The sequence below is a fragment of the Rhizobium nepotum 39/7 genome, from assembly GCF_000949865.1.
Classification (GTDB): Bacteria; Pseudomonadota; Alphaproteobacteria; order Rhizobiales; family Rhizobiaceae; genus Agrobacterium; species Agrobacterium nepotum.
Genome location: NZ_JWJH01000019.1, coordinates 121,556 through 136,463, shown reverse-complemented (window position 1 = coordinate 136,463; position 14,908 = coordinate 121,556). Strand labels below are relative to the sequence as shown.

Annotated in this window: 13 protein-coding genes; 7 read left to right on the top strand and 6 right to left on the bottom strand. The window is 61.3% G+C overall.

What is annotated here, in order from left to right:
- Positions 1-69: 69 nt before the first annotated feature.
- Positions 70-717 carry a histidine phosphotransferase ChpT gene (gene chpT, locus RS75_RS19355; RefSeq protein ID WP_045023481.1) on the bottom strand — a complete coding sequence of 216 codons (648 nt, stop codon included), beginning with the start codon at positions 715-717 and terminating at the stop codon, positions 70-72.
- Between the two features lie 251 nt (positions 718-968).
- Between chpT and RS75_RS19350 the strand changes: the two genes are divergently transcribed.
- Positions 969-1,565 (top strand): DUF1134 domain-containing protein, encoded by a 597-nt coding sequence (locus RS75_RS19350; protein ID WP_045023479.1) that lies wholly within the window; start codon positions 969-971, stop codon positions 1,563-1,565.
- 304 nt (positions 1,566-1,869) lie between these two features.
- Positions 1,870-3,060: a coiled-coil domain-containing protein gene (locus RS75_RS19345; RefSeq protein WP_045023477.1), complete on the top strand. Its 1,191-nt coding sequence runs from the start codon at positions 1,870-1,872 to the stop codon at positions 3,058-3,060.
- A gap of 257 nt (positions 3,061-3,317) precedes the next feature.
- Here the strand turns inward: RS75_RS19345 and RS75_RS19340 are convergent, their stop codons facing one another.
- Positions 3,318-4,178: a TrmH family RNA methyltransferase gene (locus RS75_RS19340; protein WP_045023475.1), complete on the bottom strand. Its 861-nt coding sequence runs from the start codon at positions 4,176-4,178 to the stop codon at positions 3,318-3,320.
- Complete coding sequence (locus tag RS75_RS19335; protein ID WP_045023474.1) at positions 4,168-4,560, bottom strand: hypothetical protein; 393 nt, start codon at positions 4,558-4,560, stop codon at positions 4,168-4,170. The genes RS75_RS19340 and RS75_RS19335 overlap by 11 nt, the downstream gene beginning before the upstream one ends.
- A gap of 38 nt (positions 4,561-4,598) precedes the next feature.
- Here RS75_RS19335 and RS75_RS19330 point away from each other — a divergent pair, with 38 nt between their 5' ends.
- The 3 genes from RS75_RS19330 (at position 4,599) to rpoH (ending at position 7,800) form a co-directional block, all read left to right on the top strand.
- Positions 4,599-5,621: an RluA family pseudouridine synthase gene (locus RS75_RS19330; RefSeq protein WP_045023471.1), complete on the top strand. Its 1,023-nt coding sequence runs from the start codon at positions 4,599-4,601 to the stop codon at positions 5,619-5,621.
- 286 nt (positions 5,622-5,907) lie between these two features.
- Positions 5,908-6,732: a class I SAM-dependent methyltransferase gene (locus RS75_RS19325; RefSeq protein ID WP_045023469.1), complete on the top strand. Its 825-nt coding sequence runs from the start codon at positions 5,908-5,910 to the stop codon at positions 6,730-6,732.
- A 165-nt stretch (positions 6,733-6,897) separates the two neighbouring features.
- Positions 6,898-7,800 (top strand): RNA polymerase sigma factor RpoH, encoded by a 903-nt coding sequence (gene rpoH, locus RS75_RS19320; protein WP_045023467.1) that lies wholly within the window; start codon positions 6,898-6,900, stop codon positions 7,798-7,800.
- A gap of 341 nt (positions 7,801-8,141) precedes the next feature.
- Here rpoH and RS75_RS19315 read toward each other — a convergent pair whose 3' ends face one another.
- Positions 8,142-10,415, bottom strand: a complete 2,274-nt coding sequence (locus RS75_RS19315; RefSeq protein ID WP_045023465.1) for a hypothetical protein — start codon at positions 10,413-10,415, stop codon at positions 8,142-8,144.
- A gap of 70 nt (positions 10,416-10,485) precedes the next feature.
- Positions 10,486-11,784 carry an adenylosuccinate synthase gene (locus RS75_RS19310; protein ID WP_045023463.1) on the bottom strand — a complete coding sequence of 433 codons (1,299 nt, stop codon included), beginning with the start codon at positions 11,782-11,784 and terminating at the stop codon, positions 10,486-10,488.
- 243 nt (positions 11,785-12,027) lie between these two features.
- Here RS75_RS19310 and RS75_RS19305 point away from each other — a divergent pair, with 243 nt between their 5' ends.
- On the top strand, positions 12,028-12,915 hold the full coding sequence (locus RS75_RS19305; RefSeq protein ID WP_045023461.1) for a DMT family transporter: 888 nt from the start codon (positions 12,028-12,030) through the stop codon (positions 12,913-12,915).
- Positions 12,916-12,969: 54 nt separating this feature from the next.
- Here the strand turns inward: RS75_RS19305 and RS75_RS19300 are convergent, their stop codons facing one another.
- Positions 12,970-13,503 (bottom strand): transglutaminase-like cysteine peptidase, encoded by a 534-nt coding sequence (locus RS75_RS19300; RefSeq protein WP_045023638.1) that lies wholly within the window; start codon positions 13,501-13,503, stop codon positions 12,970-12,972.
- 679 nt (positions 13,504-14,182) lie between these two features.
- On the opposite strand from RS75_RS19300, the gene RS75_RS19295 reads away from it, so the two are divergent.
- Positions 14,183-14,767: a transglycosylase SLT domain-containing protein gene (locus tag RS75_RS19295; RefSeq protein WP_045023460.1), complete on the top strand. Its 585-nt coding sequence runs from the start codon at positions 14,183-14,185 to the stop codon at positions 14,765-14,767.
- The last annotated feature ends 141 nt before the right edge of the window (positions 14,768-14,908 follow it).

Genomic DNA, 14,908 nt, shown 5'->3' with positions numbered 1-14,908 from the left:
ACAGAAAAGGTCGGCGTACCGACAGATGCGGGCCCGACCTTTCGAAAACTCACCTCTGCAATTGAACGATCACGCGGCAATCGTCTTTGCGGTAAACACGATGCGATCCTCATGCACCTTGTATTCCACCGCCATATCGGCCTCTTCCGCCAAGAGCAGCGTGTAATAGGGCTGCACGGAATGAGCGTCGACCGCCTCTTCCAGCCTGCCTTCGTAAATCTCGGCGAATTTCGCCGGAATACGCATCATCTTTCCCTTGACGGTGATTTCGAACTTGGCGTCACCCTCAGGGTTTTCCAGCACCACATCCACATTGCCGCCGCGCGGGATGGCGCTGTAGGAGACGAGAAAGAGGTTGAGCAAAAGTTTGACACGATTTTTCGCAACGATGGCGCGTGGGCCGTTCCAGCTCACTTCGGCCTTCTTTTCGGCGGCGGCGAAATCCTTGGCGGCCTTTTCGGCCTCGCCGGTATCGATGGAAGCGCCGGCGGAACCGGAGGCGCCGAAAGCCAGCCGTGCGAACTTCAGCCGCACGGATGCGTTAAGGGCCGAAGTACGGATGAGATCCATCGCATCGTCATCGGTGCCGCCCTCGTCCAGCAATTCGAGGCCATTATTGATGGCGCCGACAGGAGAGATCACGTCATGGCACACACGACTGCACAGAAGAGCCGCCAGATCGGGACCGGACAGCGTGATATTGAGTTTGCTCGTCATAAAATTCTCTCCTGCGCAAGGGAGGCGCGGACGGTGTGGAAATTGTTAAGCCATAATGACACCATATTTGGTAAACCGATTGTTAATAGGATGGTTTCAAAATGCCAAATGCCTTAACAGGCCACCCTGGAGCGCCCCGCATCCGTTCGGACGGACAAGGAATGTTCCAGCACTTTGAATCTGCGCATCGGTCCTGTCGAAAATCGAATCCGGATTTTCGGACTGATGCACCAACGAACAGACGGACGGACATGACGATGCGCCTTACGAAAACCCGCACCATTGCACGCCTCGGACTGGGAAAGATTTTTGCGCTCCTTGCCAGCCTCCTGATGTGGGTCGCGCCGGCCTCGGCCCAGAACAGCGATCAATATTCTTTCCAGGAAGTCGTGGATGCAGGCCACGGATTCTTTGGGGAAACCACCGGCGGCCTTGCCAAGGTGGTGGAACGCGCCTTCCAGCAATACGGTCTTCCGAACGGTTATATTCTGGGTCAGGAAGGCTCCGGCGCTTTCGTCGCGGGCCTCACCTATGGCGAAGGCACACTTTATACCAAGAATGCCGGCCAGCATCCGGTCTTCTGGCAGGGTCCGTCGCTCGGCCTCGATTACGGTGGCCAGGGCACCCGCGCCATGATGCTGGTCTACAACCTGCCTTCGGTCGATGCGCTTTACCGCCGTTATGGCGGCGTCAGCGGTTCCGCCTTCATCGTCGCCGGCGTCGGCATGACCTATCTCAAGAGCAGCGATGTCACGCTGGCGCCCATCCGCACCGGCATCGGCGCGCGCCTCGGCATCAATGTCGGCTACCTGAAGCTCACCCAGCAGCCGACCTGGAACCCCTTCTGATTGACCGGCACCTGAGGGATTTGACCTAGGGCAAGACGTCGCGGCATGTTTCTTCTCCCCGTGGGGGAGAAGGTGGCCCGAAGGGTCGGATGAGGGGGCACCCTCTCTGGATTTCGGAACGCTCGCCCCCTCATCCCGCTGCCGCGACCTTCTCCCCTGCGGGGAGAAGAAACAAGCGGCAGCCCCGTCGCCCTCTATCAACGCCTTGGCGGAGCCCCCTCCCCACGGTTGCAATAATAGCGTAACGTGCGTTCGCGCCCTCTTTCCGAATGCGCGCGTATCTGAGTTTCGGAGACTGTCTCGCGTGATTGAATATGCCATTCTTTTCGGATTGGGTTTTCTCACCGCAACCCTGCTGGCCTTGCTGATCGCGCCCGCGATCCATCGCCGCATCGTCGCCTATACGGAAAACCGCCTGCGCGCGACGATGCCCATCAGCCCGCAGGAAGTCCGCGCCCAGAAGGACATGGCCCGCGCCCTCTACGCCGCCGAAAACGCCAAGGCCCGCCAGGAACTGGATACGGAGCGGGAAAAAAACACCTCGCTTCGCCTCGCCAACGAGGCCGCTTCCAGCGATGCCTACCGCCTCGGCGAACAAAACCGTGGCCTTTTGCTGAAAATCGAGGAGCTGACGCTGGAGATCGGCGACCTGCGCGCCGCCCTCGACACCAGCGAGGAACGCGCCGGCGTGATACAGGCAAGTCTTCTGGAGCAGGAAAAGGCCGCAAACGAGCGCGCCGGCCAGATGTCGGAAATCACCGCCCGCCTCACCAATCTGACGCGCGAGCTGGATGATTCGAAAATCCTCGCCGCCACCCGCGATCTGGAGGCCGAGCAGGCAAAACAGAGCGCTTCCCGTTTCCGCAAGGAAGGCGAGACGGCAAGCCGCGAATTGCAGGATGTGGCGGCCCGCAACAAGGAAGCCATGACAGCGGTTGCGCGAGAGAGCCGCAAGGTTACCCGGCTGGAGGACCAGCTCGCCAGTCTCATGGCGAAAAACGCCGATCTCGACACCATGCTGACGCTGCGCAATCAGGAGGTCGCCCGCCTGAAGGAACAGCTTGCGGCAACCGGCGGCCGCGCCAACGACATGATCATCCGCCTGCCGAACCCCGCCGTGCCCGTTGAGAAAACCGTAACGCCGCCGCAAAAGGCGGTCCCGGCCCCCGAAATCGCGCCCGTCGTTCCGGCAGACACCTCCCCCATCGTGGAACCGGCGACACCGCCCCCGGAAGGTCTGGCGCAGGAGATCGAGGATATCCGCAATCAGGGAACGGCGCTCACCGAACGCCTGCTGAACGTGCGCGGCACCGGCAATGACGAACCGATCCGCCGCGAAATCGCCCGCATCGCCGCCCAGATGATCGCACTCACCGCTGCGCAGGAGGGCGACAAATCGCCGATTCCGGGAATTCTCGCCAAAGCCGCCGCTTCGACCGGCCGCGATAGTCTCGCGACGCGGGCGAGTGAATTGATGGGTAAGCGGAAGGGTTGATACTACGGGTCTTCGGCGGGTGAGCTTATCCTCGCCTTTGCGCGTGAGGTTTACCCCCCTCTGCCCTGCCGGGCATCTCCCCCACAAGGAGGGAGATCGGCAAGAAGCTTTACCGTCACTTCATTCTCAAACGTCGAGATGGGCGGGACCCCGCCTCGGGTCGATCTCCCTCCTTGTGGGGGAGATGTCCGGCAGGACAGAGGGGGGTGAGCGGCATTCGCTAAGGGATAACCCCTCCCCCACAAACGCCGCAAGATTTACACCCGCCCTATCGCCCCCGCCATCTGATAAAGCGCCAGCCCCGAAGCCGTCCCCGCATTCAAACTGTCCAGCTGCGGCGACTGCGCAATCCGCGCGGTATGGAACCGAGACAGCACCGATTGCGGCAGCCCCTCGCCTTCCGTGCCGATGACCAGCGCCATGCGCTCGGAACGGGGAATGTCGCGTATCTCGGTCGTTCCGTTGGGCGAAAGGCTCCAGATCGCAAAACCAGCGGCAGCGAGCCGCTCCAGCATTTCCACCGCGCCGCCGCCGCGATGATAGGGAACCGACAGAACCGAACCGACGGACACCCTGAGCGCCTTGCGATACAGCGGATCGCATGAGGTCTCGTCCAGAAACACCGCATCGGCGTAAAAAGCCGCCGCGTTGCGGAACATCGCACCCAGATTGTCGTGGTTGGAAATGCCGCAGCCTACCAGCACCAGCGACGAGACGGGAAGCGTGTCCGTCAATCCGTCCAGCGTCATGTCACGCACCCGGCGGCCGAGCGCCAGAATGCCGCGATGCAGGTGAAAACCGACGATACCGTCCAGAACCGGTGCTTCCGCCACATAGACCGGGACATCGGGCGGAAAATCAGCAAGGATATCGGCCACACCGGAAAGCCGGTTTTTGAGGATGAGGATGCTTTCCGCCGCAAAGGCGCCGCCCGTTTTGTGCGCGGCGGCCAGCATGCGCAGCACGACCGTGCCTTCCGCGATGAAGCGGCCCTGCCGGCCGGTCAGGTCGCGCTCGCGAATGTCGCGAAAGGCGGCAATGCGCGGATCGGCCGGGTCTTCGACCGGGATCAGCGTCCGCCCGTCGAGGAGCGCCGGATTAATACCCTCACTGGGCATCGACCGTCACATCGGCGAGGAACCGGCCGGTCGCGACGTTGAAGACCAATGCCTTGCGGGTGCCGTTGGCAAGCTTGCCGTAAAACAGCATGTCGCCGCCGGAATAGCTGACATTGTCGATCGTAAAGCCCTGTGGCAGGCTGGCGGTCACGGCAAGCGGTCCATTGCCGGTGGGAACGCCCAGATTTTGCGGTACGCTCTGCGTCGCAACGGTTTTCGACGGCCCCACCGCCTTGTAGACAACCGCGCCGAAGACGGCCATAAGGCTGATAAACATCACGGAGCCAGACACGATCTGCAAACGGATCATCTTGCGGCGAACTTTATCCATGGCCGGATCAAGCGGTTTGTCTTCCTGTTCGTCTTGCTCGATCTGCGTCATCGGGTTCCCTGAAATGCTGATTGATCGGAAAAATAAGAATGAACGACCCCTTTAAACAAGGCGGAGACGCAAGGAAAGTCCTGATTGCCGGGGAAGACGCCGAAGGCCGCCTCGATTCCTGGCTGGCGGCCGAAGTTGGCGGCGACCTGTCGCGCAGCCGCCTGAAGGCGCTGATCGAGCAGGGCGCGGTTTTCCTGAACGGGACGCCGGTGACCGAACCGAAAAAGAAGGTGCACCCGCAGGACCGCATCGAGATCGTGATGCCGGAGCCGGAAGACCCCGAACCCAAGGGCGAGGATATCCCGCTCGACGTGGAATATGAGGACGAGGACCTGATCGTGCTCATCAAGCCCGCCGGTCTCGTCGTGCATCCGGGTGCCGGCAACTGGACGGGAACGCTGGTCAATGCCCTCATTCACCATTGCGGCGACAGCCTCTCCGGCATCGGCGGCGTGAAGCGGCCGGGCATCGTGCACCGGCTGGACAAGGAAACCTCCGGCGTCATGGTCGTGGCCAAGAACGACAACGCCCATCGCCATCTCGCCGCGCAATTTGCCGACCATGGCCGCACCGGCCCGCTGGAACGCGCCTACAAGGCCGTGGTCTGGGGTCGGCCGCGCACGCTGCGCGGCACTATCGACGCAGCACTCGGCCGCGGCGCCGACCGCACCAAACGTGCCGTCAAGCGCGAGGATACCTACGATGCCCGCGAGGCAATCACCCATTACGAAGTGATGGAGCGCTTCCATGAAAGGCCGGATGCGTCCTGCCTCGCCTCCATGGTGGAATGCCGCCTGGAAACCGGCCGCACCCACCAGATCCGCGTGCACATGGCCCATATCGGCCACCCGCTGATCGGCGATCCGGAATATGGCGCAGCCTTCCGCACCAAGGCGAACCTGCTGGACGAACCGGCCAGAAGCACCGTCAACGCCTTCCCGCGACAGGCGCTGCATGCCTATCTGCTCGCCTTCGAACACCCCCGCACCGGCGAGGTGATGGAGTTCGAAACCGACATGCCGGATGACATGCAGGAACTGATCACCGCCCTGCGCGGCTGAAAAAGCCGCATGGCGCGGCAAAAAACCGCGCCATGCATCTTGCCGGAAGCCCCGGATAATAAAAAAAGATTAGCGGATAGCGATATTCCACGAATGGTCCTTTTTGTAGACCGCCCCAATTCCGCTTCAATCATCGCACCTCCTCGGCCCCCCGGCCTGCTTGAAATCGTCCCCGTAAATACCGTGGCCGCATAACGAGCTTGCCGAATACAAACGCCGCAAGGGACGCTTTTCGTTCGATCCGCAGAGCTGAACGAAACCGGCATGATGACGGGATCTATCGCGCATGAACATCGATGAACGCCGGTTTATATTTCAGGATCTACGCAGCGTCGAAGGCTATATCGATCCACCCGACGCCCTTGTCTTCAAGGCGCTTCTGCAGGCGCAGACGAGAGACGGCCTTGAGGGCGGCATGGCGGAAATCGGCGTCTATTATGGCCGCTCCTATTTTCTGCTGCGCAAATTCGCGCAGGTGCAGGAGAAGGTACTTGGCGTCGACCTGTTCGAAATGGACCCGCCGGAGGATGGCAGCCTCGACCAGTATGACCGTCTGATGGAAAACGGCCGGCGGCTGGGTTTTGCCATGGACAGGGACCTGATCATCAAGGGTGACAGCACCCGGCTCGCAGCCGCCGACATCACCTCGAAGATCGGCCCGGTTCGGTTCTTCAGCATCGATGGCGGGCACCACCTGCATCATGTGCTGGCCGATGCGAAACTGGCGATGGAGGCGATCGCCCCGCACGGCGTCATCGTCTTCGACGACACCTTCAACCCTGCCTGGCCGGAAGTGACTGTTGGCGTCGCCGATTTTCTGCGCACGCATGGCCACAGCCTCGCCTGCTTCGCCATGACCAAATACAAGACCTATGTCTGCCACCGCGAATTTCACGCGGTTTACGCCGGCGCCATCGCCGACGAACCCGATTTGCAGGCGCTTGGCCATGTCGAAACGCAATTTCTCGGCTCCGCCGTCGTGCGACTGCACAATCCCATGCGCAGGCGGGTGATGTATGAACTGATGGTGCGCTCCGGCCTCGGCGGATTTTCGGAACGAATCTACCGCTCGAAAGTTAAACAGGTCAGAGACAGTGTCGCCGGAACATAACGCATGTGTGAACGCCCCCTTCGCTTGAAACGCGGCGGGCGCGTACATATTTGTTACATGGGTTCGTGCGGGGTCGGTAACGACCCGCCACTAGCGGTGTGCCTCGGGCGAGTAATCGTCAATTCAGGAGGGTGCCGTTCCAGACCATAGATAAGGGGGTGCTTTATGGCCCGCAATAGTTTGCCTACGATTACGGCCGGTGAAGCCGGTCTCAATAGATATCTCGACGACATCCGCAAATTTCCGATGCTGGAGCCGCAGGAAGAGTACATGCTTGGCAAGCGTTACGCCGAGCATGGCGACCGCGACGCCGCCCATAAGCTCGTCACCAGCCATCTGCGTCTCGTCGCCAAGATCGCCATGGGTTACCGCGGTTACGGCCTGCCGATCGGCGAAGTCGTGTCCGAAGGCAATGTCGGCCTGATGCAGGCGGTGAAGAAGTTCGATCCTGAACGCGGTTTCCGTCTTGCCACCTATGCCATGTGGTGGATCAAGGCCTCGATCCAGGAATACATCCTGCGTTCGTGGTCGCTGGTGAAGATGGGCACGACGGCCAACCAGAAACGCCTGTTCTTCAACCTGCGCCGGCTGAAAGGCCGCATCCAGGCGATCGACGAGGGCGATCTGAAGCCGGAACACGTCAAGGAAATCGCTACCAAGCTGCAGGTTTCCGAGGAAGAAGTCATCTCGATGAACCGCCGCCTGCATGGCGACGCGTCGCTGAATGCGCCGATCAAGGCGTCCGAAGGCGAATCCGGCCAGTGGCAGGACTGGCTGGTGGACGGCCATGAAAGCCAGGAAGCCGTGCTGATCGAGCAGGACGAGCTGGAAACCCGCCGCCGCATGCTGGCCAAGGCCATGGGCGTGCTGAACGAACGCGAACGCCGCATCTTCGAGGCTCGCCGCCTCGCCGAAGACCCGGTAACGCTGGAAGAACTCTCCTCCGAGTTCGACATCAGCCGCGAACGCGTGCGCCAGATCGAGGTTCGCGCCTTCGAGAAGGTGCAGGAAGCCGTTCAGAAGGAAGCCCTCGAAGCCGCCCGCGCGCTGCGCGTGGTGGATGCTTAAGGAAGCCTTCCGGCGGTATGGATCCCCGGGTCAAGCCCGGGGATGACGTCGAATTTAGGAATGAGCTAGTCCCGCAGATCGCAAGGTCTGCGGGTTTTTTGTTAGACGCACCCTTGCGAAGAAACGGGAGCGCTCCCCCTCATCGCCTCGCTACGCTCCGGCACTTCTCCCCGACCGGGGAGAAGAAGCTGGAGCACTGTCTCATTCCGCATGAAACTTCAGGGTTGCGCGTTGAGAGGTCGAGAGGGCGCGGCAAATTCTTCTCCCCGCCGGGGAGAAGTGCCGGAGCGTAGCGAGGCGATGAGGGGGCGAGCTATCGGTGGAACGCCCCCCACAAACCATCACTGTCCGGTCGCCGGCTTTGCAGCCGCCCATTCGCGCAGCGCCGTATCGAAGGCGGCGATGCCGTCGGTACCCTTTTGCAGGGTCAGAAGCGCACGGCGGCCGTTGCGATAGGAGACCGGAATATCGATCCAGTTGCGGCTCTTCAGCAGCTCCAGATTGGTCTTCATCGCATCCGGGAAGTCATTGAGCGCGATCATGTGGAAATCGTCGGTGATCTTGGCCGGAACCGCGATCAGGGCGTTGCCGCGATCCTGTTCCGTGCTCTTCATCGCGATGCGCTGGACGCTGTCGATAGCGCCGCCTTCGAAGCCGGGCGAAACCGAGAAGACGATTTCGATCAGATGGCTTGCCGGCAGGGACGGGTCGGTGTTGCGCTTGAAGGTGATGAGCGCGCTGAGGCCACGGCCGGGAACCGTGATCTGGCCCTGCACCGTTGGAGACGGACGGCCCTCATTGTCGTTTTCCTGCTGCAACGACCAGGAAACGCTGCCCTGAATGGCGGTCGGAACCGTCTGGCCCAGCACTTCCTCGTAAAGGAACATGCGGTCGCCGGTGGCGGCAGCGGCAGGCTGCTGGGCAGGCGGCGTACCGGCAGGCGTTCCCGTGGGCGCGCCAGCGGGCGCGGGCGCTGTGTTGGCCGGAGCCTCGCCCGCAGGCGGCGCCGCGACATTCTGTTCGTAGACCGACTGGCCTTCCGCCGTGACCGGCTGGCCGTTGGCGCCCGGTGCAGGCCCCTCGTCACGTTCGGTCCCGTCGGCCAGAAGCCGCTGGGTGAACTTCGTGCCGGTGACGGAACCGTCATCGCCATGGGGCTGCGCCTGGTGATTGGTCGGGTTTGTTGCCGGCTGCTGCCCGGCCGCAGGCGGCTGCTGGCCAGCGGGCGGGGTGGATGTCTGCGGCTGCGTCGTATCGGTCGAAGGCGTCTGGGTTCCCCCGCCATTCTGCGCCGATTGCACCAGTCCGCCGACCATGTCGTTCAGCGCGTCGCGATTCTGCCAGAGCGCGTAACCGCCACCGGCGAGAAGCCCGGCACCGACAAGGGCAAGCACCAGCGACGCATAATTGCGGCGCGGCTTCTTCTTGACCATGTAAGCCGGCGTCGCAGCCGCAGTACCCAAAGCAGGCGTTTCATCCGCAGTTGCCCGGCTGGAAGACGACGCGCCGTCATAACCGATCAGCTCGTCCAGGTCGTCCCAGGGCGTGCGTTCCTTGTTGTCCTTGACTGCGGTCCGGTCACCGAAGGGATCGTTATCAGCGCGCGGAAGCGCCGGAGCATCCTTCGCGGGAATGGCGAGATCCGTGTCCTCGAAATAGGACGAGAAATCCTCGACGACAGCCGCCTTTTTCGGGGCTGTGTCTTCCGTCTGGCGAGGTTCGGAAAAATCGTCCCGTCCACCAAAAACCGGATCGACGCTGGCGCGGTGGTCGGCATGGTCGTCCTCGTCGCGCCTTTCCGGCTCGAAGCTGACATCCGGTGCCTGATAATGCTGCGCGGAATAGCCGGCAACGACGGAATGGTCGCCCGCCTCGTTGCGCACTTCGGCATATTCCTCGGCGGCCGGGCGGACATCTTCGTCATCGGCCTTGTCGAGCTTGCGCCAGTCGTCCTCGTCTACCGGCTGCGCCCAATGGGGCGGAACGGAATCGTCGGCATGGGGCTCCACATCGCCAACACGCTCGTCTTCCGGCTGATGAGCCGGCTCTTCATCCGCGCGGGTGAAATAGGTGCCAACCTCTTCGTGAGAAGGGGCGGTATGAACAGGTTCCGGCGCGTCGTAAAGCTCTTCCGGCTGGTGCTGCCCGTAACGCTGCTCCTCATGCGGGATGACAGCGGAAACATGCGCCTCGTGCAGAGGCTCTTCCTCACGGGCAGGCTCTTCGTAAACCGGCTCAGGCTCTGCGGGTTCAACCGGAGCAGGTTCTTCTTCAACCGGCTCGTGCCGCTCATCCTGCTCCCCGGCTTGGACCGTAGGCTCGTCGGCAAAGTCCTGCTGGTACGGCGCTGCCGCCTCTTCCGCAGCGGGGGAGAAGGCTTCATCCTCCTCCAGCGCTGGCAAGGCCTCGGCATATTCGCTGTCCACCTCGGCGATTGCGGCATCGAGCTTGGCGATCTGCCGACGCAACAATTCTTCCGGCGGACGTGGCTTCATATTCTCGAGCTGGCGCACAACCGCACTGCGCGCCTTGTCGTAAACCTTCGCCCGGTTTTCGGGAGTATTGTTCGCCAAGCCATCCACGGCCTTGCGAATGACTGCTACAAAATCCGCCATAAGCACTTTCTCGTCGTGACCGGCGACGTACCGGCCCGATATGGTTTATGAATCTAGATCGTCGAGGACATTAGTCCTCAAACGGATCAGTCACAAGTATGGTGTCGTCACGCTCCGGACTTGTCGACAGAAGCGCGACAGGCGCACCGATCAATTCCTCGACCTGACGGACATATTTGATTGCCTGAGCAGGCAAATCCGCCCATTTTCGGGCACCGACGGTAGATTCTTTCCAGCCTTCCAGCGTGACGTAAATCGGCTCGACGCGCGCCTGCGCGCCCTGGCTTGCCGGAAGATGGTCGATTTCCTGGCCGTCGAGCTTGTAGCCGACGCAGATTTTCAGCTCATCCAGACCGTCGAGAACGTCAAGCTTGGTCAGCGCGATGCCGGTAATGCCGTTGGTGGCGACCGACTGGCGCACCAGTGCCGCATCGAACCAGCCGCAGCGGCGCTTGCGGCCGGTGACGGTGCCGAATTCATGGCCCTTTTCGCCCAGGAACTGGCCGATCTCGTCATGCAGCTCGGTCGGGAACGGGCCTTCGCCCACACGGGTCGTATAGGCCTTGGTGATGCCGAGAATATAGCCGAGCGAACCCGGACCCATGCCCGAACCGGCAGCGGCCTGGCCGGCAACCGTGTTGGAAGAGGTCACGTAAGGATAGGTGCCGTGGTCGATATCGAGCAGCGAACCCTGTGCGCCTTCGAACAGGATGCGTGCACCGGCCCGGCGCTTCTTGTCGAGCAGCAGCCACACGGTTTCGCTGAACGGCAGGATGCGCTCGGCAACCGAGCTCAACTCTTCCATGATGGTCTCATGCGAGACTTCAGCGGCGCTGAAACCACGGCGAAGGGCGTTGTGATGTGTCAGGATGCGATCGACCTTGGCGGAAAGCGCCTCCATGTCGGCAAGATCCATGACGCGGATGGCGCGGCGGCCGACCTTGTCTTCGTAAGCCGGGCCGATGCCGCGACGCGTGGTGCCGATCTTGGTGCCGCTGTTGGAGGCGGCGTCTTCACGCATGCCGTCCAGCTCGCGATGCAGGGAAAGAATGAGCGTGGCATTGTCGGCAATGCGCAGGTTTTCAGGCGTTACCGTGACGCCCTGCACTTCCAGACGGCCGATTTCAGCAATCAGCGCATGCGGATCGACCACGACGCCATTACCGATGACGGCGAGTTTGCCGGGACGCACGACGCCGGAAGGCAGAAGCGAAAGCTTGTAGCTGATGCCATCGATGACAAGCGTATGGCCGGCATTGTGGCCGCCCTGATACCGCACGACGACATCTGCCCGCTCGGACAGCCAGTCGACAATCTTGCCTTTGCCTTCGTCGCCCCATTGCGAGCCGACCACCACAACATTCGTCATTTCTTGCTTTCCTGCTCATGGCGCTTGCGCGCCCGATAACCCGATGGGAAACCCAAACCCGCGAATGTATACTGTGTTGTTTTACGGAAAGCGACCCTGTTTCTTATGGTGAATTTTGCTTTTTCCGTGACAAAATGCCGAATTCCGCATTATCTCGCCCCGTGGGGAGGACAAGCGCGGGCGCGAGGCCGCCGTTCACCCCCTCTCGTTTTTCCGCCCCCCTTGAAGAAGCGAAACATCAGCGTGCCTTCGAAAGCCTATATCGCCCTCATCATCGCCACGCTCTGCTGGGGCGGCAACACCGTTGCCGGAAAGCTCGCCGTCGGCCACATCAGCCCCATGGCCTTCACCTTCCTGCGGTGGGTCTTCGCCGTCGCCATCATCTTCGCCATTTCCGTGCCGCAGCTCATTAAGGACTGGCCGGTGGTGAAAAAACGCCTGCCCTATTTCTTCGTGCTCGGCAGCGTCGGCTACACCGCCTTCAACGTCTTTCTCTACACGGCGCTGCAACACACCTCCGCCATCAATGCCGCCGTCATCCAGGCGGGCATTCCCATGGTCATATTCGTGCTGAACTTCGTCCTGTTCCGCACCCGCGTGCTGTTCGGCCAGATCGCCGGTTTCTGTCTCACCATTGCCGGTGTGGCGCTTCTCGCCTCGCATGGCGATCCCGTATCGCTGCTGCAGCTGGAAATGAATGCGGGCGACGCCATCATGCTGCTCGCCGTGCTGGTCTATGCCATCTACACCGTCATCCTGCGCTGGAAACCCGCCGTTGACTGGCGCACGCTGATGGCGATCCCCGCCTTTTTCGCACTCGTCAGCTCGGTGCCGCTGATTTTCTGGGAGATGTCGCAGGATAATGTGATCTGGCCGGATCAAAAAGGCTGGGTGCTGGTGTTTTATGCCGCCATCTTCGCCTCGTTGGTGGCGCAGATCTTCTTCATCAAGGGCGTGGAGCAGATCGGCGCCAACCGTGCCGGCCTTTTCATAAATCTCGTACCCGTCTTCGGCACGCTGCTTTCCGTCGTCGTGCTCAGCGAGACCCTGCATACCTACCAGATCGCGGCGCTGGTCATGGCGCTGGCCGGCATTGCCGTGGCGGAACGAAAAAAATCGCCGGCTCCATGATCCCGTGAGGATCTGGAAAACCGGCGCAGTCTGGCAGGCATGAAAAGGTTCGGGTCAGAGCGCGGTTTCGCGCTTAACCGGAGAGAAAGCGGCATTTCCGAGCACGATATCGCCCTTGTCGGTGGTAACGATCAGCACTTTTTCGAGCGATCCGTCATCATCAAGCGCGAAGGCGAGGCGCAGCGCTGCGGAAGACCAGCCGGCGCCGGCAAGCGCCGTTCGCTTGATCGCGGCGCAATCGCCGCAATCCTCAGCGCTCATCGCAGGCGTTGCCGGAACATCGGTTGCAAAACCGGAGAAATAGTCATCAAGCGCGCCCATGGTGGCGTTCACTTCACGGTTGACGCGCAGCAGTTCCTCGCGGCGTTCGCCGGTCAGCGGTGCGGCAATCGTCGAAACGCATTGGCCGGCGGAAAGAACACAACCATCAAAACCGCCGGGCGCGGAAATGGCGATCTGCGCGACCGTCGTTTTTTCGACGGCGGCAAAGCTGCGGGCAAAACCGGCGGCACCCGCCGCATCGGCATGAGTGGACATGGAAGCAATGGCAATTCCGCAGATGGCGGCAGCAATGATCTTCTTCAGCATTTTCATACCCCGTTTGGCGATCCGCCGGCTTGTGCCGGTCTCGATTTCTGTTTTCGAAGCGCCCTGTCTTTGCAGGATGTCCGCTCCTTGTCTGTGATCCCACAATGGCACAGCACTGTTTTCAGCCGCTTTAAGCCGATTGCTACAATTTTATCGGTTTTCATTTTTGTACAGCGGGCGCTTTTTTCGAGTATGCGCAAATACCGTCGCCCCGAAACCGAGGCAACGCTTGAGAAGCTATAAAGGGGCCGCATCGCTGCGGGGGTATAAGATGGTGTGGTAAGGGTTTGCAGTCGATGCGGCCCCGGCTTCAACATATGACCCGCCCGCCAAACCGGTTCCTGTTTGGAAGGTGGGCATATGCCGGCCGCCTCAACCGTGACATCGGGAAACTCCCCGGTTTCGGCCGCCTGCCCCGTCCACCTTGCGCCGCGCGCACGCTTGATGACCGGGATGGGATCATCATAAGCGGCTTTGAAAGACCGGGGACGCGCGGGGATGCGGCCAATGCCATTTCCGGAAAAAAGCGCCACTTACCCCATGGTTTCGCCGCATCCCGGACACAGGAATTTTCAGTGGGTTAACAGGCGCTTGATCGGCGGCATTTGAATTAACCTTGTCTTAAAACCCGGCGTTAATGGTTAGCAATTTAAGAATAGCGGAACGAAAGGGTTCCGCGATGCGTGGCGTATTTGCCGTTGTTTTTCTGATGACTGTTCTGGCCGGCTGTGCGACCGCACCGTCGCAAGTGACCAATGCCTGTGCGATTTTCGAGCAGCGGAACGGCGTCTTCAACAATTGGCGGCGCGACGCCAAGGCGGCAGAGCGCGAATTCGGCGTGCCGGTGCCTGTCATGATGGCGACGATCTACACCGAATCCGCCTTCCGCCCCTATGCCCGCCCGCCGCGCACCAAGCTTCTCGGCTTCATTCCCTGGACGCGCCAGTCGACCGCTTACGGTTATGCCCAGGCGCTGGACGGTACATGGGAGGTCTATAAGCGCGAAACCGGCCGCTGGTCGGCAAGCCGCACGGACTTCACCGATGCGATCCATTTCGTCGGCTGGTACCACGCCAAGAGCCGGCGCGAAAACGGCATTTCGCTGAACGACCCCTATAATCTCTACCTTGCCTATTATTCCGGCCATGCCGGTTACGCGAAGGGAAGCTGGCGCAACAATTCCGCCGTCCAGAAAGCCGCCCGCCGCTCCGCCAACATGGCGCTGCGTTACGAGGGGCAATTGCAGCAATGCGGGTATCGCTGAGGCTGGGTTGGAGTAACCCGACCCCACAATGCCGGACGAAGGTGTCGAAACCTCTCCTCCGTCATCCTCGGGCTTGACCCGAGGATCCATTGATTTCAACGGTTGTGGGTCCTCGGGTCAAGCCCGAGGATGACGTCGAGT

Coding starts and splice junctions, on each gene's coding strand:
- chpT (WP_045023481.1), bottom strand. CDS start 717: ATGACGAGCAAACTCAATATCACGCTGTCCGGTCCCGATCTGGCGGCT.
- RS75_RS19350 (WP_045023479.1), top strand. CDS start 969: ATGACGATGCGCCTTACGAAAACCCGCACCATTGCACGCCTCGGACTG.
- RS75_RS19340 (WP_045023475.1), bottom strand. CDS start 4,178: ATGCCCAGTGAGGGTATTAATCCGGCGCTCCTCGACGGGCGGACGCTG.
- RS75_RS19335 (WP_045023474.1), bottom strand. CDS start 4,560: ATGACGCAGATCGAGCAAGACGAACAGGAAGACAAACCGCTTGATCCG.
- RS75_RS19330 (WP_045023471.1), top strand. CDS start 4,599: ATGAACGACCCCTTTAAACAAGGCGGAGACGCAAGGAAAGTCCTGATT.
- RS75_RS19325 (WP_045023469.1), top strand. CDS start 5,908: ATGAACATCGATGAACGCCGGTTTATATTTCAGGATCTACGCAGCGTC.
- rpoH (WP_045023467.1), top strand. CDS start 6,898: ATGGCCCGCAATAGTTTGCCTACGATTACGGCCGGTGAAGCCGGTCTC.
- RS75_RS19315 (WP_045023465.1), bottom strand. CDS start 10,415: ATGGCGGATTTTGTAGCAGTCATTCGCAAGGCCGTGGATGGCTTGGCG.
- RS75_RS19310 (WP_045023463.1), bottom strand. CDS start 11,784: ATGACGAATGTTGTGGTGGTCGGCTCGCAATGGGGCGACGAAGGCAAA.
- RS75_RS19300 (WP_045023638.1), bottom strand. CDS start 13,503: ATGCTGAAGAAGATCATTGCTGCCGCCATCTGCGGAATTGCCATTGCT.
- RS75_RS19295 (WP_045023460.1), top strand. CDS start 14,183: ATGCGTGGCGTATTTGCCGTTGTTTTTCTGATGACTGTTCTGGCCGGC.